At 67.0% G+C, this 16,492-nt stretch carries 18 protein-coding genes; 8 read left to right on the top strand and 10 right to left on the bottom strand.

What is annotated here, in order from left to right; all coding sequences use genetic code 11:
* Window positions 1-4 precede the first annotated feature (4 nt).
* Window positions 5-745, bottom strand: a complete 741-nt coding sequence (locus IAG39_RS15860) for an IclR family transcriptional regulator (RefSeq protein WP_118932459.1) — start codon at window positions 743-745, stop codon at window positions 5-7.
* 231 nt (window positions 746-976) lie between these two features.
* On the opposite strand from IAG39_RS15860, the gene IAG39_RS15855 reads away from it, so the two are divergent.
* Entirely contained in the window at window positions 977-2,185 is a 1,209-nt protein-coding gene (locus tag IAG39_RS15855) for an ABC transporter substrate-binding protein (protein WP_118932460.1), read from the top strand.
* 62 nt (window positions 2,186-2,247) lie between these two features.
* A complete protein-coding gene (locus IAG39_RS15850; RefSeq protein ID WP_118932461.1) occupies window positions 2,248-3,306 on the top strand; it encodes an alcohol dehydrogenase in 1,059 nt (352 codons plus the stop codon).
* 1 nt (window position 3,307) lies between these two features.
* Here IAG39_RS15850 and IAG39_RS15845 read toward each other — a convergent pair whose 3' ends face one another.
* Window positions 3,308-3,823, bottom strand: coding sequence for an RES family NAD+ phosphorylase (locus IAG39_RS15845; RefSeq protein WP_059375918.1), 516 nt, complete (start codon window positions 3,821-3,823; stop codon window positions 3,308-3,310).
* A complete protein-coding gene (locus tag IAG39_RS15840) occupies window positions 3,820-4,287 on the bottom strand; it encodes an antitoxin Xre/MbcA/ParS toxin-binding domain-containing protein (protein ID WP_059375915.1) in 468 nt (155 codons plus the stop codon). The genes IAG39_RS15845 and IAG39_RS15840 overlap by 4 nt, the downstream gene beginning before the upstream one ends.
* Window positions 4,288-4,480: 193 nt before the next feature.
* Here IAG39_RS15840 and IAG39_RS15835 point away from each other — a divergent pair, with 193 nt between their 5' ends.
* Together IAG39_RS15835 and IAG39_RS15830 are read left to right on the top strand one after the other, a co-directional pair.
* A complete protein-coding gene (locus tag IAG39_RS15835) occupies window positions 4,481-4,858 on the top strand; it encodes a DUF423 domain-containing protein (protein WP_059375913.1) in 378 nt (125 codons plus the stop codon).
* A 58-nt stretch (window positions 4,859-4,916) separates the two neighbouring features.
* A complete protein-coding gene (locus IAG39_RS15830; RefSeq protein ID WP_118932462.1) occupies window positions 4,917-5,831 on the top strand; it encodes a DMT family transporter in 915 nt (304 codons plus the stop codon).
* Between the two features lie 7 nt (window positions 5,832-5,838).
* On the opposite strand, the gene IAG39_RS15825 is transcribed toward IAG39_RS15830, so the two are convergent.
* Window positions 5,839-6,477, bottom strand: coding sequence for a glutathione S-transferase family protein (locus IAG39_RS15825; protein WP_059376186.1), 639 nt, complete (start codon window positions 6,475-6,477; stop codon window positions 5,839-5,841).
* 5 nt (window positions 6,478-6,482) lie between these two features.
* Window positions 6,483-7,637 (bottom strand): PQQ-dependent sugar dehydrogenase, encoded by a 1,155-nt coding sequence (locus tag IAG39_RS15820; RefSeq protein ID WP_118932463.1) that lies wholly within the window; start codon window positions 7,635-7,637, stop codon window positions 6,483-6,485.
* A gap of 80 nt (window positions 7,638-7,717) precedes the next feature.
* On the opposite strand from IAG39_RS15820, the gene IAG39_RS15815 reads away from it, so the two are divergent.
* Entirely contained in the window at window positions 7,718-8,329 is a 612-nt protein-coding gene (locus IAG39_RS15815; protein ID WP_118932464.1) for a glutathione S-transferase family protein, read from the top strand.
* 36 nt (window positions 8,330-8,365) lie between these two features.
* Here IAG39_RS15815 and IAG39_RS15810 read toward each other — a convergent pair whose 3' ends face one another.
* Window positions 8,366-9,331: a LysR family transcriptional regulator gene (locus tag IAG39_RS15810; protein ID WP_118932465.1), complete on the bottom strand. Its 966-nt coding sequence runs from the start codon at window positions 9,329-9,331 to the stop codon at window positions 8,366-8,368.
* Between the two features lie 133 nt (window positions 9,332-9,464).
* Here IAG39_RS15810 and IAG39_RS15805 point away from each other — a divergent pair, with 133 nt between their 5' ends.
* The 3 genes from IAG39_RS15805 to IAG39_RS15795 are packed head-to-tail and all read left to right on the top strand — an operon-like array spanning window position 9,465 to window position 12,647.
* Entirely contained in the window at window positions 9,465-10,442 is a 978-nt protein-coding gene (locus IAG39_RS15805) for a Bug family tripartite tricarboxylate transporter substrate binding protein (protein WP_059375902.1), read from the top strand.
* 2 nt (window positions 10,443-10,444) lie between these two features.
* A complete protein-coding gene (locus IAG39_RS15800; RefSeq protein ID WP_118932466.1) occupies window positions 10,445-11,911 on the top strand; it encodes an N-acyl-D-amino-acid deacylase family protein in 1,467 nt (488 codons plus the stop codon).
* A gap of 55 nt (window positions 11,912-11,966) precedes the next feature.
* On the top strand, window positions 11,967-12,647 hold the full coding sequence (locus tag IAG39_RS15795; RefSeq protein WP_373429149.1) for an aspartate/glutamate racemase family protein: 681 nt from the start codon (window positions 11,967-11,969) through the stop codon (window positions 12,645-12,647).
* Between the two features lie 87 nt (window positions 12,648-12,734).
* Here IAG39_RS15795 and IAG39_RS15790 read toward each other — a convergent pair whose 3' ends face one another.
* The 4 genes from IAG39_RS15790 to livH are packed head-to-tail and all read right to left on the bottom strand — an operon-like array spanning window position 12,735 to window position 16,361.
* Entirely contained in the window at window positions 12,735-13,436 is a 702-nt protein-coding gene (locus IAG39_RS15790; RefSeq protein WP_013393945.1) for an ABC transporter ATP-binding protein, read from the bottom strand.
* On the bottom strand, window positions 13,436-14,203 hold the full coding sequence (livG, locus tag IAG39_RS15785; protein WP_013393946.1) for a high-affinity branched-chain amino acid ABC transporter ATP-binding protein LivG: 768 nt from the start codon (window positions 14,201-14,203) through the stop codon (window positions 13,436-13,438). The genes IAG39_RS15790 and livG overlap by 1 nt, the downstream gene beginning before the upstream one ends.
* A complete protein-coding gene (locus tag IAG39_RS15780) occupies window positions 14,200-15,435 on the bottom strand; it encodes a high-affinity branched-chain amino acid ABC transporter permease LivM (protein WP_059375894.1) in 1,236 nt (411 codons plus the stop codon). Before IAG39_RS15780 ends, livG begins: the two co-directional genes overlap by 4 nt.
* Entirely contained in the window at window positions 15,435-16,361 is a 927-nt protein-coding gene (gene livH / locus IAG39_RS15775; protein ID WP_054454161.1) for a high-affinity branched-chain amino acid ABC transporter permease LivH, read from the bottom strand. Before livH ends, IAG39_RS15780 begins: the two co-directional genes overlap by 1 nt.
* Window positions 16,362-16,492 lie beyond the last annotated feature (131 nt).

Genomic DNA, 16,492 nt, shown 5'->3' with positions numbered 1-16,492 from the left:
GGCCCTAAGCTTCCCGGCCGAGACGGATCGCTTCCGCCGTCTCGGTCAACAAGCGCAGGTTCTCTGCGCGCCTCTCGGCAACGCGCGACGTGGGTCCCGCCATGCACAGCGCGTACCATTCCCCGCCCAGGTCCAGCGCCACCGCCAGCCCGGTCAGGTCGGCCACGCTTTCGCCGGCGTTTTCGGCCCAGCCCCTGGCCGCCGTCCGCTCCACTTCGTCCAGCAGCGCCTGGCGCGTGACCAGCGTGCGATCCGTATAGCGTTCGTACCCGGCGTCCGCCAGGATGCTCTCGCGCTCGGCCGGCCCCAGGCGCGCGAGAATGGCCTTGGCCACGGCGCTGGTGTGCAAAGGCCGCCGCACCCCGGGCCGGGTCGCGTAGTGCACCGGGTGGGTGGATTCCGCCATGTCCAGGAACAGCACCGCGCCGTCCTGGATCTTGCCCAGCATCACCGTTTCATTGGCCGCATCGCGCAGCGCCGCGAGCTGCGGACGCACCCGCTCCATCCAGGGATCGCCCGATTGGATCGAGCCGCACAAGGCATGCAGCTTGGGCGTGGGGTAGTAGCCGGCGCGCCGCCGGACCTCGTACAGATAGCCCCGCGCCACCAGCGTGCGCACCAATGCCAGGCAGCTGGACATGGGCGCGCCCAGGCCCTGCGCCAGCTCGGTCAGCGGCATCGGCCGCCGCTCCTGGGCAAACAGTTCGATCAGTTCCAGCGTTCTTGCGACGAGCTTCACTTCCATGCGTCTACCCCTCGCGCGGCGTCCCTCCAGCCGGCGCGCCCGCGCTTCGACTTGGGAAATCCACTATGTTGACTTTTCATATGTGCGAACCTAAATTCTTGCACAAGAATTTTCTTTCACCAATGTGAAATAATTTTCGGCCAGATGGAGAACTGGCGCCCCGCAAGCAGATACACAGCATCCCAACGAGACACCAATAATTCGGCCCTCATCGGGCCGGGAGGCAAGCAGATGCGTATCAAACCCCTGTTGGCGGCGCTGGCCGCCTCGCTGGCCGCCTGCGCGGCCCAAGCCCAAAACGACGTGGTGCGCCTGGGCGTGTCCAACGACCGTTCGGGCATCTATTCCGACCTGGGTGGGCTGGGCTCCGAGATGGCCGTGCGCATGGCGGTCGAGGACTTTGGCGGCAAGGTCGCCGGCAAGACCGTCGAAGTCATAGGCGCCGACAACCAGAACAAGGCGGACGTGGCCTCGGCCCTGGTTCGCCGCTGGTTCGACACGCAAGGCCTGGTGGCCGTGGTGGACGGCGGCGCCAGCTCCGCAGGGTTGGCCGCGCAGGGCGTGGCGCGCGAAAAAGGCGGAACCGCCCTCATCAGCGGCGGCTTCGCCGGGGACTTCAGCGGCAAGCAGTGCAGCAATCTCAGCACCCAATGGGCGCCCGACACCTATGCCCTGGCCAATGCCGTGGTCAAGAGCGTGGTCGAAAGCGGCGGCAAGTCCTGGTACTTCATCACCACCGATTACGTCTTCGGCAAATCGCTGGAAGCCAACGCCTCGCGCTTCGTGGAGAAGGCCGGCGGCAAGGTGCTGGGCAGCACCCGGCATCCGCTGGGCGCGCTGGATTTCGCTTCGTTCCTGGTGCAGGCCCAATCGTCCAAGGCTGACGTGGTGGGCCTGGCCAGCGCCGGCGGCGATCTGGTCAACCTGATCAAGCAGGCCCAGGAGTTCGGACTGACTGGCGGCAAGCAGCGCATGCTGACCTTCCTGACCTTCATCAACGACGTCCAGGCGATGGGCCTGCCCGTGGCGCAAGGGCTGACTTTCCCGACCGGTTTCTATTGGGACGCGGACGAGGACACCCGGGCCTGGACCCAGCGCTGGCAAAAGAAGATGGGCGTGACGCGCGCGCCGTCCATCGTGCAGGCGCTGAGCTACGTTGCCACGACGCACTATCTGCAAGCCGCCCAGGCCGCCGGCACCTTCGACGGCGCGACGGTCAACCAGAAGATGCGCGAGTTGCCCATCACCACCAAACTGATCAAGAATGCCCGGGTGCGCCCCGAAGACGGCCGCGTCATCATGGATCTGTATCTGGTCGAAGTGAAGAAACCCGCCGAATCCAAGTACCCCGGCGACTTCTACCGCATCCTGTCCACGGTGCCGGGCGAAAAGGTCTTCGTGTCCCTGGCGGACAGTGAATGCCCGACCGTGAAGAAATAGCCTTGCCACGCCGCGCCCGCCTCGCGGGCCGGCCGTAGAAACCACCCAGGAGGAGACATCCCATGAAGTGCTATTGCGTCGTGAACTTCCGCGAGCCCTTGCAGGAAATGAACCAGCCCACGCCCACGCCGCAAGGGTCGCAGGTGCTGCTGAAGGTCCGCGCGGCTGGCGTATGCCACAGCGATATCCACTTGTGGGAAGGCGGTTACGACCTGGGCCAGGGCCGCACGCTGTCGCTGAAGGACCGCGGCGTGTCGCTGCCGCTGACCATGGGCCACGAAACCGTGGGCGCCGTCGTCGCCGCCGGCCCCGACGCCCAGGGACTCTCGGCCGACCGCAACTACCTCGTCTATCCCTGGATCGGCTGCGGCAAGTGCGCACCGTGCCTGGCCGGCATGGAGAACCACTGCTCCGCGCCCGCCTGCCTGGGCGTGCACCGCGCCGGCGGCTATGCCGACCACATCCTGGTGCCGCATCCGCGCTACCTGATCGACATCGGCGACCTCGATCCCGCGCAGATCGCGCCCTATGCCTGCTCGGGGCTCACCACCTATTCCGCGCTGAAGAAGATCGGCCCGGACGTCTACCGTTCGCATCCCGTGGTCATCTTCGGCGCGGGCGGCCTGGGCCTGATGAGTCTGACGCTGATCAAGGCCCTGGGCGGCGCCGGCGCCATCGTCGTCGACATCGACCCGGCCAAGCGCCAGGCCGCGCTGGAAGCCGGCGCGCTCGCCGCCATCGACGGCGCCGCGCCCGATGCCGCGCAGCAGATCATCAAGGCGGCCGGCGGCAAGCCTGTCCAGGCGGCCATCGACCTGGTCGGCGCGCCCGCGACCACCTCGCTCGCCTTCGACTTCCTGACCAAGGGCGGCAAGCTGATCATCGTGGGCCTGTTCGGCGGCGCATCGTCCTGGCCCATCGCGCTGATCCCCATGAAGGCCCTGTCCATCATCGGCAGCTACGTCGGCAACCTGACCGAACTGCAGGAACTGATGGAGCTGGTGCGGGCCGGCAAGGTTCCGCCCATGCCCGTGCATCGCCACGCGCTGGCCGAAGCCGACAGCGTGCTGGCATCGCTGCGGGCCGGCAAGGTCGTGGGCCGCGCGGTGCTGACGAACTGAACTAGACGGGGCGCAGGCGCGGATCGTAGATGAAGCGTTCGCGCCGCACCACCACGATGTGCTCGGCGTCCGGGTGCGCCGGATTGATCAGGAAATTGCAGTCCGGCACACCCCGATAAGGCACGATGGCGCTGGGCAGTTCAAGCAGCGCCGACACGCCGGACTGCACCCAGTTGTCGCCCACGGCCTGCGAGGCTTCGGCGAAAGGCACGGCGTCCCAGAACGGATAATCCTCGTGCAACTGCGTCAGGCTCAGCGCCTGGCGGGCTTCGTGGACGGCGCGCGGCACCGCCAGTTCGATCAGATAGCGGTTGGCCTGCTCGGATGCGCGGGCCGCAAAGTGCACCACCGTTTCCAGCGCCGCCAGCGCCACGCTGGCCGAGGCATAGACCACCGCCGTACCCGGGCTGTTGTAGCGCCCGCCCACGGCCGCGGCGCCCGCCCCGCTCAAATCGTCGGCGCGGTACTTGCCTGCGGTAGTCCCGATACGCCAGATCGAAATGCTGTCGTCCGTCATGCGTAGACGCCCGCCGCGGCGCGCGCCAGCGTGTCCTCGACGATGCGGCTGCTGGCGTCGGATGTCAGCAGGGACAGCGGCTTGACGTTGCCCAGCGCGGGCACCGGCGTGTTCAGCCAGGCGACCGCTTCTTCGTCGCTGCCCAGCACCTGGCGCGCCACCCGCGCCACCCGCGCGACGCGGGCCAGGCGGTCCGATTCGCCCAGCGGCAGCATCAGGCCTTCGCGGCTCCAGCGCGACAGCGACGCCGCCTTGACCTCGGTGATGGCCATGATTTCAGACTTGGGCACCTGCAGGTAGTCGGCGGCGTCGTCGACCATCTGCGCGGGCAGGCCGCGGCGCACGTCGCGCGCCATGTCCACCAGGGGGCTGTCGACCAGGCTGCGGAACAATTGCTTGGCGCGCGCCGCCGCATGGCGCGACGGACGTTTGGCGGGGTTTTTTTGAAGGGCGGCTACGCTCATGGCCTGGCTCCTGCAAGTCTGGAGGCCGCGGCTGCGGGCCTCCTGGAATTTCCAAATTGAATTCATGATATTCCATTTGGAATTCCCGCCACAAGATCCGTCCCCGACAGCGACACCCCCGGGGTGGAGGCTGGATTTGGGCATATCATAGGCGGCTGTAACACAATAGCTCAGACACTTATAAGGACTGGCGATGACGGACCGGCAGCTGACGATACTCGCGGCGTTGAATCTCATGGTGGCGGTGGGCGCGGGAGCCTTTGGCGCCCATGGCCTCAAGCGCATGCTGACGCCGGAATTGCTGTCCGTCTGGCAGACCGGCGTGCTGTACCACCTGGTCCATGCGCTGGGCCTGTTCGTCGTCGCGCTGCTGGGCGCCCGCTACGGTTCGTCCCTGCTGTCCGCGGCTGGCGTGGTGATGTTCGTCGGCATCGTGCTGTTCTGCGGCAGCCTGTATGTGCTGTCCCTGACCGGCACGCATTGGCTGGGCGCCGTCACGCCTTTCGGCGGCGTCGCCTTCCTGGCGTCATGGGCCATGGTCGCGCTGGCGGCCTATCGCGCCCAAGGCTGAACCCTCCCCCCTTCTTTCCCTTTCGGGCGGCCGGAACCGCCGCCCTCCCAGGCTGTAGATGTCCACCTCTTCCGTACTTCCCGCCGCCCAGGCCCAATCCGCCGCAGCAGGCATCGCCTGCGTGGTGGGCGGCATTTTCTTCCTGACCTTGAGCGACGCCAACGCCAAATGGCTCGGCGCCAACTACAACCCGCTGCAGATCCTGTTCCTGCGGGCGCTCATCGCCCTGCCTTTCGTCGCCTCGCTGGCGCTGTGGCTGGGCGGACGCCGGGTCTTGCGTACCGCACACCCCGGCCTGCACCTGACGCGCGGCGCCATCAACGTCGTCTCGGCCTATTGCTTCTATCTGGGCCTGCGCACGCTGCCGCTGGCCGAGGCCACCGCCATCGCGTTCGCCGCGCCGCTGTTCGTGACGGCGCTGTCGGTGCTGGTCCTGAAAGAACGGGTGGACGGCAAGCGCTGGCTGGCCGTGCTGGCCGGTTTTGCCGGCGTGCTGATCGTGGTGCGGCCGGGGGCCGCAACCTTCCAGGCGGCCACCTTGCTGCCGCTGGTTACCGCCTTGCTTTATGGGGTGATGATGATCACGGCGCGCGGCATCAACCGCAACGAAGGCATGCTGACGACCACGCTCTACATCGTGCTGGGCCAACTGGTCTGTAGCGCGGTCGCCCTGCCCCTGGTATGGGAGCAGCCCGCGATGGAGGATCTGCCGTACTTCGGCGCCGTCGCGCTGTTCAGCACCCTGGGGCTGGCGCTGATCACCCAGGGATTCCGCATCGGTCCCGCCTCGGTGGTTGCGCCCTTCGACTATACCGGGCTGATCTGGGCCACCATCCTGGGCTGGATCTTCTGGCAAGAGACCCCGGACGCCTATGCCTATCTGGGCGCGCTCTTCATCGCCGGCAGCGGCGTCTACATTGCCTTGCGCGAAGCGCGGGCCAAGTCCAGGACCCGCAAGCCGGCCAAGGCCTGACGCCGGGCTACTCCGTGGGCGGCGGAAAATGCCGCTGCAGCACGCGGGCCACGTTCGGTTCCAGCGCCGCCTCGCACGCCACGGCGGTCAGCGCCGGACACTCGGATGCGAACCACGCCGGCCCGGGACGCCAATGCGTCATCACCGTCACGTACAGGTCCAGCGCCGAAAAGCGCCGGCCCAGCATGTGCGGGGCGCCAGCCTGACGTTCCAGTTCCAGCCAGATCTCCGCCCGCCGCGTGTGCACGCGCTGCCTCAGCAGCTCGGCGGCGGGGCCTGCCGTGGTCCATTGCGGCGGATCATCGCCATAGGTGAACGTGGGATAGATCGCCGCCACCAGCCGGATCAGCAAATTCAGGAATCGGGCGCGCTCAGGCTTATCGGGCGCGGGCGCCAGGCCGGCGTGGGGCGCCACGTCGTTCAGATGCAGGATCATGGCCGCGCTCTCGGTCATGACTTCGCCGTCCGGCAGGACCAGCGTGGGCACCTGCCCCAACGGATTCAATTGCAGCAGCCTGTCGCGTTCGGCGCCGGGCTTGAGGTACGGCAGGTCCGTCAAGGTGTGCGGCACGTTGGCCAGCACCAGCGCCATCTCGACGATGGCGGATCCGCAGCCCGCGGATCCGATCAGCTCATACGGTTTCATGGCGTTCACTCCCCCTGTTCGGCCGGCGCCAGGCGCAGCAACTCTCCCGGCGAGGCGTCCGTCAACACGTACACATAACCGTCCGGTCCTTGCCGCACGTCGCGTATCCGCTGCTTGCGATCCGTCAGCAGCCACTCCTGCGCCACCACGCGGTCGCCGTCCAAGGTCAGGCGGATGAGATTCTGGTTGGCCAGCGCGCCGATGAACACGGAATTGCGCCAGGCGGGAAACCGGTCGGCGCTATAGAAAGCCATGCCGCTGATGGCCGGCGACTTCGGCCACCAGTAGAGCGGCGGCTCCATGCCGGGCAGGTCGGCGCCCTTGGCTTCGGGGATGGGCTGGCCCGAATAGTTGATGCCGTGGGTAGCCAGCGGCCAGCCGTAGTTCTTGCCGCGCTGGACCAGATTGATCTCGTCTCCGCCGCGCGGCCCGTGTTCGTTCTCCCAGAGCTGGCCGCTCCAGGGATTGAGCGCCATGCCCTGCGGATTGCGATGCCCGTAGGACCAGATCTCGGGCCGCGCGCCGGCCTGGCCGACGAAGGGATTGTCGGGCGGCACCGAGCCGTCGGCCTTCAACCGCACCACCTTGCCTTGCAGCTTGTCCAGGTCCTGCGCCGTGGGCCGCTGGTTGTTCTCGCCCAGCGAGATGTACAGATAGCCCTTGCCGTCGAACACCAGCCGCGATCCGTAATGCAGGCCCGACGACAGCTTCGGTTGCTGGCGGAACAGCACGCGGAAATCCTCCAGCGCAGTACCGTCGGCGGACAGCTTGCCGCGGCCCACGGCGGTGCCGCTCTTCGAACCGTCGGCCTCGGCATAGGACAGGTAGACATAGCGGTCCCGCGCGAAGTCCGGCGACAGCGCCACGTCCAGCAGGCCGCCCTGGCCCTGCGCCGCGACCTTGGGCACGCCGGCCAGCGGCTTGGACAAGCCGCCCGGGATGCGCAGCAGCCTGAGGTTGCCGGGACGCTCGGTAATGAGCACGCCGCCTTCGGGCAGAAAAGCCATGGCCCAGGGATGATTGAGCCCGCCCACCACGGCCGTGACGCGGGCCGGGACCGATGCGGGTTCGGGCCCCGGCTGCGCGGACGCGGGCAGCGCCAAGCACGAGGAGAACGACAGGAACAGCGCGCGCGCGATTGCGGCGGGACGTGACGGCATGGGCATCTCCGGCAACGGGTGGCGTACCATATCGGCCAGGAACGGAGATCCCCGTCCTTGCTCTCAGGAGACCCCATCTGATGAAACTGTACTACATGCCCGGCGCGTGCTCGCTCGCTTCCCACATCGTTCTGGAATGGATCGGCAAACCCTATGAAACGCACAAGCTGAGCCGCGACGAGCTCAAGGGTCCGGAGTTCCTGAAGGTCAACCCGCTGGGCGCCGTGCCCGCCCTGGCGCACGACGGCTGGACAGTCACGCAGAACGCGGCGATCCTCGAATACCTGGCTGAACACGCGCCGGAACTGCAGCTGCTGGGCGACGGCTCGCCGCGCTCGCGCGCCGAAGTGCGCCGCTGGCTCGGCTTTATCAACTCGGACATCCACAAGACCTTCTCGATGATCTTCGGCGCGTCGCGTTTCGTCGGCGACGAAGGCGCGCAGAAGGAGCTGGCCGCCTCGGCTTCCGCGCTGCTGACCAAGCTGTTCGCGCAGCTGGACGGGCAGCTCGCCGGCAAGTCCTACCTGACGGGCGACAAGCCTTCCATCGCCGACGCCTACCTGTACGTGGTGCTGCGCTGGGCGCACGCCAAGGAAGTGAACCTGTCGGGCCTGGACAACCTGGCCGCGTTCTTCAAGCGCATGGAAGCCGACAAGGGCGTCCAGGCCGCGCTCAAGGCCGAAGGCCTGTAAGGCCTCGGCGGGGCTTGCGCCGCCAGCCGCAAGCCCTCAGCTGGAAGCGCCGGGCGCCAGTTCGCGCGGCGCGCCCTCTTCCAGCGTCTTCTTCACTGCCGCCAGAAAGCGCCGCGCCAGCAAGGGCGGCGCGCTCAGATTCGAATGCGTGGCCCAGATATCCACGCTGGCCTGCGGCAATATCGGGCGCAAGACCATGTGCGCGGCCTGGTCCGGCGTCACGCACCAGGCGTCCACCAGCGCCGGCCCCAAGCCCTGTTGCACGAAAGAACAGGCGGTCACGGGCGAATGCACCTCCACCGCCGCCGCGCAGGCCGGCCCCTCGCCGAAGAAGGGCTTGAGCGCACGCGCGAGCGGCGTGCCGCGGGGATAGCCGATCCAGGCCGCGGTGGAGAAATCCTCTGGCCGCACCACCTCGCGCGCCGCCAACGGGTGGCCGGCAGGCAGCGCGCAGACGATAGGCACCCGCGCCAGGCGCACGGACCGCAGATTGGGATGATCGGGGGGCTGCATGGAGATGCCTATGTCCGCCTGGCCCGATAGAAAATACGCAGCCAGCTCGTCAAAGGTCACGCTGCGATAGTCGACGCGCGCGTCCGCATTGCGGCCGCGGAAGCGATCCAGCGCCATCGGAATGAGGCGCTGCCCGAAACTGGCGCTGGCGACGATCTTCAGCATGCCCGCGCCCGACTGGCCCAGGCTGGCAGCCAGGTCGTTCACGCGCTGGATGCCGCCGTAGACCTGCTCCACTTCCGCGTATAGCCGCCGCGCCTCGGCCGTCGGCGACAGCCGGCTCTTCACGCGTTCGAACAGCTTGTAGCCCAAGCGGCTCTCGGTCAGCGCCAGCACGCGGCTGACGGCCGGTTGCGAGACATGCAGCATGCGGCCCGCGCCGCTGATCGATCCAGCCATCATGATGGCGCGGAACACCTCGATCTGGCGCAGGTTCAAAGGCCGTCCGGCGGTGGGTCCGACCTCGTCCGCGTAGGCATGCTCATCCATTTCTTCCCCTGGCAAATCAGCACCAAACCGATAACGCCCGATTATAGGTTTTCGACATTTTTCGATGAGGGCGCGCGCGGATGCGGGGTGTAACCTGCCGGCCTCAACACCACAAAATCAAGGGGAATCCACCATGCGCAGCAAACTCTTCCGCGGCCTTTCCGCGCTGGCGCTCGGCGCCGCCATGTCGGCCGGCGCTACCGCCGGCGCCTATCCGGACAAGCCCATCACCTTCGTGGTGCCGTCGGCCGCCGGCGGCTCGCCCGACGTGCTGTCGCGCCTGATCACGACCCAGCTGGCGCGCGACACCGGCGCCACCGTGGTGGTCGAGAACCGCCCCGGCGCCGCCGGCAACATCGGCATCGCCCTGGTCAAGCGCGCCGCGCCCGACGGCTACACCGTCGGCTACGGCAACATCAACACGCTGGCCGTGAACCGTTCCCTGTTCAAGCGCCTGCCCTACGACGTGGACGCGGACCTGACGCCCGTGGCCCATCTGTTCGACCTGTACAACGCGCTGATCGTGCCGGCCGACTCGCCGATCAAGAGCGTGCAGGACCTGATCGACCGCGCCCGCAAGGAACCCGGCCGCCTGTCCTACGGCGCTTCGGGCGTGGGCACCACCGGCCACATGGGCGGCGAACTCTTCAAGAGCATGGCAAAGGTCAACGTCATGTTCATCCCGTACAACGGCGGCCCCGCCGCCATCCAGGACCTGCTGGGCGGCCGCCTGGACTACCTGTTCGTCAACACCTCGGAAGCGACCCCGCTGGTCAAGAGCGGCAAGGTCCGCGCCATCGGCGTAAGCAGCCTGAAGCGCCTGGCCCTGATGCCCGACGTGCCCACGCTGGACGAAGCTGGCCTGAAGGGCTACGAAACCGTGGCCTGGGGCGGCGTGGTGGCGCCCAAGGGCACGCCGCCGGAAGTGGTGGCAACCCTGAACGCCGCCATCCAGAAGGCGCTGCAGGCGCCTGAAGTCCGCACGGGCCTGGCCACGCTGGGCGCCGAACCGGCCAGCGGCTCGCCCGCCGACTTCAAGCAGCTGATCGACCGCGAAACCGCCAAATGGCAACGGATCATCGACGGCGCCGGCATCGAGAAACTCGACTGAACATGAGCGCACGCATGCTGCAAGCAGACTTCATCGTGGCGGGCGCCACGCTCGTCGACGGCACCGGCGGACCCGCCCGACAGGGCGACCTGGCGGTGCATGACGGCCGCATCGCGGCGGTGGGCAACTTCGCCCACCCCGCGGGCGTGCCGGTCATCGACGCCGGCGGCCTGGCGCTGGCGCCCGGATTCATCGACTCCCACACCCACGACGACGGCTACCTGCTGGCGCATCCGGACATGCTGCCCAAGGTCTCGCAGGGCATCACCACCGTGGTCACCGGCAATTGCGGCATCAGCCTGGCCCCCTTGGCCGGGACCGCCATCCCGCAGCCGCTGGACCTGCTGGGTCCGGCCGAACTGTTCCGTTTCAGCAGCTTCCGCGCCTGGATGGACGCGCTGCGCGCCACGCCCGCCGCTGTCAACGTGGCCCCGCTGGTCGGCCACACCACGTTGCGCGTGGCGGTGATGGACGACACCTCGCGCGCCGCCGATGCGGACGAACGCGCCGCGATGCGCGCGCTGCTGCAAGAGGCGCTGGACGCGGGCGCCTTCGGCGTATCCACCGGCACCTTCTATCCGCCGGCCAGCGCCGCGCCCACCGACGAGATCATCGACGTCTGCGCGCCGCTGCGCGGCCGTCCCGGCGTCTACGCCACCCATCTGCGCGACGAGGCAGACCACATCGTGCCAGCCATGGAAGAAGCGCTGCTGATCGGCCGCGAACTCGACTGCCGCGTGGTGTTCTCGCACCACAAGCTGGCCGGCGAGCGCAACCACGGCCGCAGCCGCGAAACCCTGGACCTGATCAGCCGCGCCGCCGCCACCCAGGCGGTATGCCTGGATTGCCATCCCTACCCCGCCACCTCCACCATGCTGCGGCTGGACCGCGCGCGGCTGGCCAGCCGCACCATGATCACCTGGTCCAAGGGCTACCCCGAAGCCACCGGCCGCGACTTCAGCGAAGTCATGGCGGAACTGGGCCTGGACGACGAAGCCGCTGTCGCACGGCTCGCGCCTGCCGGCGCCATCTACTTCCTGATGGACCCGGCCGACGTCGGCCGCATTTTCTCGCATCCGCTGACCATGGTGGGCTCGGACGGCCTGCCCTTCGATCCGCATCCGCACCCCCGCCAATGGGGCACCTTCACCAACGTGCTGCGCGCCATGGTGCGCGAACAGCGCCTGCTGACGCTGGAAACGGCCATCCACAAAATGACCGGCCTCGCCGCGGACCAATACGGCATCGCCGAGCGCGGCCTGTTGCGGGAGGGGTATCATGCTGATCTGGTGCTGTTCGATCCCGCCACGGTGACAGATGTGGCCACTTTTTCAGCTCCCATTCAGGCAAGCCAGGGCATCCAAGCAGTTTGGGTCAATGGCAGGCAGGTCTGGGACGGGGAACGAACCAGCGCCGAACGCCCGGGCCAGGTCTTGACGCCCGGGACGGCATTACCTCGGAGTAAATAACGTGAACAGCTATTCCCAGGGTTGTTACCTGGGTGTATTGGGCGGCATGGGCCCCATGGCGGGCGCCGCCTTTGCCCTGCGCCTGGCGGCATTGACGCCCGCCGCGATCGACCAGCAGCACATCCCCACGCTGCTGCGCAACGACCCCCGCATTCCCGACCGTTCCAGCGCCTACATGGCCGGCGGCGAGAATCCCCTGCCCTACATGCAGGAAGGCGTGCGCTTTTTGCAGAACGCCGGCGCGCAGCTCATCGCCATTCCGTGCAACACGGCCCACCTCTGGTACGACCAGATCGCCGCGTCCACCGACCTGCCCGTGCTGCACATCATCCAGGCCGTCATCGACGACCTGCGCCGCCTGGGCCTGCCCGCCGGCCGCATCGGTCTGATGGGCACCGCGGCCACGCTCAAGCTGGGCCTCTACCAGCGGCATCTGGAAGCGCAAGGCTACGAGTGCATTGTGCCGGACGACGACGAAGTCGAGCGTTACTGCATGGGCTCGATCCGCGCGGTCAAGGCCAACCGCCTGGAGGACGCGTACGCGCCGGCCGCCGAATGCATCGCCCGCCTCAAGGCGCGCGGCGCGGACGCCGTGGTGCTCGGCTGCACCGAACTGCCGCTGGCCGTGCCGCATGCGCTGCGCCCCAGCCTGGGCGTGACGCTGACCGACTCCATCGACGCGCTGGCGCGAGCCGCAATCGCGCACTACCAGGCCGAACAACTGCTGGCGGCCTGAGCCCGCTACTCCTTCCCCGCGCCAAGCAGGCGAAAAAAAAAGCGCATCTTCCGATGCGCCCCAATTTCCCTTCGCGGGGAATCGCAATCAGCCGCCCAGATACGCCTTGCGCACCTGATCGTTGACCAGCAGATTGGCGCCGGTGTCCTGCAACACCACGCGCCCGTTTTCCAGCACATAGCCGCGGTCGGCCACGCCCAGCGCCTTGTTGGCGTTCTGTTCGACCAGAAACACCGTCACGCCCTGCTCGCGGATCTCGCGGATGATGTCGAAGATCTGGGCGATCACCAGCGGGGCCAGGCCCAGCGTCGGCTCGTCCAGCAGCAACAGGCGCGGACGCGTCATCAAGGCGCGGCCGATGGCCAGCATCTGCTGCTCGCCGCCCGACATCAGGCCGGCGCGCTGGCTGGCGCGCTCTTTCAAGCGCGGAAACAGCCCGTACACGTGGTCGATGCCCGCCTGGATCTCCTCGCGCTTGGCGAAGAAGCCGCCCATCATCAGGTTCTCGGCCACGGTCAGGTCCTTGAAGACCCGCCGCCCCTCCGGCGAAATGGCGATGCCATTGCGCATGATGTGGTGCGTGTCCTTGTGGGTGATGTCCTCGCCCTCGAACGTGATCGTGCCTTCCTTGGCGCGGGGGTTGCCGCAGACGGTCATCAGCAGCGTCGTCTTGCCCGCGCCGTTGGCGCCGATCAGCGTGACGATCTCGCCCTTGTTGACCTCCACCGACACCCCGTTCAACGCCTGGATGGCGCCGTAGTAGGTATGAATGTTATCCAGCTTAAGCATTACTCTTCCCCCAGGTACGCCTTGATGACGCGCTCGTCGTTGCGCACCTGCTCGGGGGTGCCGGTAGTGATGGGCTTGCCGTGCTCCATGACCAGGATGCGGTCGGAGATGCCCATGATCAGGCTCATGTCGTGCTCGATCAGCAGCACCGCGACGCCGAACTCGCGCCGCAACTGGTCGATCAGCGACTGCAGATCGCGCTTTTCCTGAGGATTCAGGCCCGCCGCCGGTTCGTCCAGCATCAGCAGACGCGGCTTGGTGATCATGCAGCGCGCGATCTCCAGGCGGCGCTGGTGGCCGTAGGCCAGGTTGCCCGCCTCGCGGTTGGCGAACTCGCGCAAACCCATGAAATCCAGCCATTGCGCGGCGCGCGCCAGCGCGTCGGTCTCGGATTGGCGATAGGACTTGAGCTTGAGCAGGCCCGGCAAGAGCCGCGACTCCACCTGCGTGTGCTGCGCGACCAGCAGGTTCTCCAGCACGGTCAGCTGCTTGAACAGGCGCACGTTCTGGAAGGTGCGCACCAGCCCGTGGCGCGCCACCTTGTGGCTGGGCAAACCGGTGATGGCCTTGCCGTCCATGGTGATGTCGCCCGCCGTCGGCGCATAGAAGCCGCCCACGCAGTTGAACACGGTGGTCTTGCCTGCCCCATTGGGGCCGATGATGGCGAACACCTCGTCGGATTTGACTTCGAACGCCACGCTGTCCACGGCCAGCAGGCCGCCGAACCGCATGGTGAGTCCGGATACTTTCAGCAATGCCTCGCTCATTTAGCCAACTCCACATGGGGACGCTTCATGGGCAACAACCCCTGCGGACGCCACATCATCATCAATACCATCACCAGGCCGAACATCAGCATCCGGTACTCGGCGAACTCGCGCGCCACTTCCGGCAACACCGTCAGCAGCACCGCGGCCAGGATCACGCCCACCTGCGAGCCCATGCCGCCCAGCACCACGATGGCCAGGATCAGCGCGGATTCGATGAAGGTGAAGGACTCCGGATTCACCATGCCCTGGCGCGCCGCGAAGAACGCGCCGCCGAAACCGGCGAACATGGCGCCCAGCGTGAACGCGGACAGCTTGATCCGCGTGGGATTCAGCCCCAGCGAACGGCAGGCGATCTCGTCCTCGCGCAGCGCTTCCCAGGCCCGGCCGACCGGCATGCGGATCAGCCGCGTCGACACGAACAGCGTGACCAGCGCCAGCAGCAGCGCCATCAGGTACAGGTACACCACCATGTCCTGGTTCTGGAAGTTCCAGCCCATGAATTCATGGAACGTGGTGCCGCCTTCCGTGCTGGCGCGGCGCGTCATTTCCAGGCCGAACACCGTCGGCTTGGGGATGCCCGAGATGCCGTCCGGACCGCCGGTCAGCGTGTTCAGGTTGATCAGCAAGAGGCGGATCATTTCACCGAAGCCCAGCGTCACGATGGCGAGGTAGTCGCCGCGCAATCGCAATACCGGAAAGCCCAGGATGAAGCCGAACAGCGCGGCCATGGCGCCCGAGAACGGCAGCGCTTCCCAGAAGCTCCAGCCGCCCCAGTGGTACAGCAAGGCGTAGGTATAGGCGCCGACGGCATAGAAGCCCACGAAGCCCAGATCCAGCAGGCCGGCGAAACCCACGACGATGTTCAGGCCCAGGCCCAGCATCACGTAGATCAGCACCAGCGTGGCGATGTCCACCGAACTGCGTCCGGCGAAGAACGGCCACACCACCGCTATCGCCAACAGCAACAACGCGAGCGGCTTGTGGGTCTTGACAGGCGCCGCCGGCAAGGTCGGCAGGCTCGTCTTGAGCTTCTGGAACGGCTTGGCGATCCAGGGGCGCAGCAGCTGGAACACGAACACGATCGCGGCGGCAATCGCCACCAGCGACCAGTTCGATTCCATCGTGGTGCGGGCGCCCTGGCGGATCAACTGCAGGCCGAAGACGGGGGTGACGATGACAGCCGTCAGCACGGCCGCCATCGTGGCGTTTTTCAGATTGTTGTTCGACATCAGACTTTTTCCACCTCAGGTTTGCCCAACAGCCCGGTGGGACGGAACAGCAGGATCAGGATCAGTAGCGAGAACGCCACGATGTCCTTGTACTGTGAGGAGATGTAGGCAGCCGCGAAGGTCTCGGCCAGCCCGAGCAGCACGCCGCCAAGCATGGCGCCGGGGATGCTGCCGATGCCGCCCAGCACTGCCGCGGTAAAGGCCTTGATGCCGGCCAGGAAGCCGATGAAGGGATTGAGCTTGCCGATGGTGATGGCGATCAGCACACCGCCCACCGCCGCCAGGATCGCGCCCATCACGAAGGTGAACGAGATCACGCGATTGGTGTCGATGCCCAGCAGGTTCGCCATGTGCATGTCCTGCGAGCAGGCGCGCGAGGCGCGGCCCATGCGGGAGTACTTGATGAACAGCGTCAGCCCGATCATCAGCACCACCGTGACCACGATGATCATGATGCGCGAATACGGCACCGTCACGTCGAAATCGGAGCCCATGTGGAACTGCACGGCGCCCGACACCAGCGATGGCACGGCCATGTCGCGCGCGCCCTGGCCCAGGGCCACCCAGTTCTGCAGGAAGATCGACATGCCGATGGCCGAGATCAGCGCCACCAGGCGGGGACTGCCGCGCACCGGCCGGTAAGCGACGCGCTCGACGCTAAAGCCGTAGATGCCCGTGACCACGATGGCCACGACCAGCATGGCCGCGATGATGAACGGTATCGGCAAGCCGCTATTGGTGCCGATGGCCGTCAAGGTGACCAGGCCGACATAGGCGCCGATCATATAGATTTCGCCGTGAGCGAAGTTGATCATACCGATGATGCCGTAGACCATTGTGTAGCCGATGGCAATCAACGCATAGATCGCGCCCAGAGACAATCCGTTGAAGAATTGCTGGGTAAGTTGGGGTATGAGGTCAGACATTATTTCTCTTGCTCCAAATGGTTCCGGCCCCGGTGGAGAGACCCGGAGCCGGAAACCTGGGCGTATTTTATAAGGGCCTGGCATCTGCGCCCGCCGGCCGCACAGCGCTTTTGGCGCATCGCTACGCGGAT

The organism is Achromobacter xylosoxidans, assembly GCF_014490035.1.
Classification (GTDB): Bacteria; Pseudomonadota; Gammaproteobacteria; order Burkholderiales; family Burkholderiaceae_B; genus Achromobacter; species Achromobacter bronchisepticus_A.
This window is presented reverse-complemented; position numbering and strand designations above follow the sequence as displayed.

What these genes read in the sequence shown, in the direction of transcription:
- IAG39_RS15860 (WP_118932459.1), bottom strand. Translation starts at nt 745, where the DNA reads ATGGAAGTGAAGCTCGTCGCAAGAACGCTGGAACTGATCGAACTGTTT.
- IAG39_RS15855 (WP_118932460.1), top strand. Translation starts at nt 977, where the DNA reads ATGCGTATCAAACCCCTGTTGGCGGCGCTGGCCGCCTCGCTGGCCGCC.
- IAG39_RS15850 (WP_118932461.1), top strand. Translation starts at nt 2,248, where the DNA reads ATGAAGTGCTATTGCGTCGTGAACTTCCGCGAGCCCTTGCAGGAAATG.
- IAG39_RS15845 (WP_059375918.1), bottom strand. Translation starts at nt 3,823, where the DNA reads ATGACGGACGACAGCATTTCGATCTGGCGTATCGGGACTACCGCAGGC.
- IAG39_RS15840 (WP_059375915.1), bottom strand. Translation starts at nt 4,287, where the DNA reads ATGAGCGTAGCCGCCCTTCAAAAAAACCCCGCCAAACGTCCGTCGCGC.
- IAG39_RS15835 (WP_059375913.1), top strand. Translation starts at nt 4,481, where the DNA reads ATGACGGACCGGCAGCTGACGATACTCGCGGCGTTGAATCTCATGGTG.
- IAG39_RS15830 (WP_118932462.1), top strand. Translation starts at nt 4,917, where the DNA reads ATGTCCACCTCTTCCGTACTTCCCGCCGCCCAGGCCCAATCCGCCGCA.
- IAG39_RS15825 (WP_059376186.1), bottom strand. Translation starts at nt 6,477, where the DNA reads ATGAAACCGTATGAGCTGATCGGATCCGCGGGCTGCGGATCCGCCATC.
- IAG39_RS15820 (WP_118932463.1), bottom strand. Translation starts at nt 7,637, where the DNA reads ATGCCGTCACGTCCCGCCGCAATCGCGCGCGCGCTGTTCCTGTCGTTC.
- IAG39_RS15815 (WP_118932464.1), top strand. Translation starts at nt 7,718, where the DNA reads ATGAAACTGTACTACATGCCCGGCGCGTGCTCGCTCGCTTCCCACATC.
- IAG39_RS15810 (WP_118932465.1), bottom strand. Translation starts at nt 9,331, where the DNA reads ATGGATGAGCATGCCTACGCGGACGAGGTCGGACCCACCGCCGGACGG.
- IAG39_RS15805 (WP_059375902.1), top strand. Translation starts at nt 9,465, where the DNA reads ATGCGCAGCAAACTCTTCCGCGGCCTTTCCGCGCTGGCGCTCGGCGCC.
- IAG39_RS15800 (WP_118932466.1), top strand. Translation starts at nt 10,445, where the DNA reads ATGAGCGCACGCATGCTGCAAGCAGACTTCATCGTGGCGGGCGCCACG.
- IAG39_RS15795 (WP_373429149.1), top strand. Translation starts at nt 11,967, where the DNA reads ATGGCGGGCGCCGCCTTTGCCCTGCGCCTGGCGGCATTGACGCCCGCC.
- IAG39_RS15790 (WP_013393945.1), bottom strand. Translation starts at nt 13,436, where the DNA reads ATGCTTAAGCTGGATAACATTCATACCTACTACGGCGCCATCCAGGCG.
- livG (WP_013393946.1), bottom strand. Translation starts at nt 14,203, where the DNA reads ATGAGCGAGGCATTGCTGAAAGTATCCGGACTCACCATGCGGTTCGGC.
- IAG39_RS15780 (WP_059375894.1), bottom strand. Translation starts at nt 15,435, where the DNA reads ATGTCGAACAACAATCTGAAAAACGCCACGATGGCGGCCGTGCTGACG.
- livH (WP_054454161.1), bottom strand. Translation starts at nt 16,361, where the DNA reads ATGTCTGACCTCATACCCCAACTTACCCAGCAATTCTTCAACGGATTG.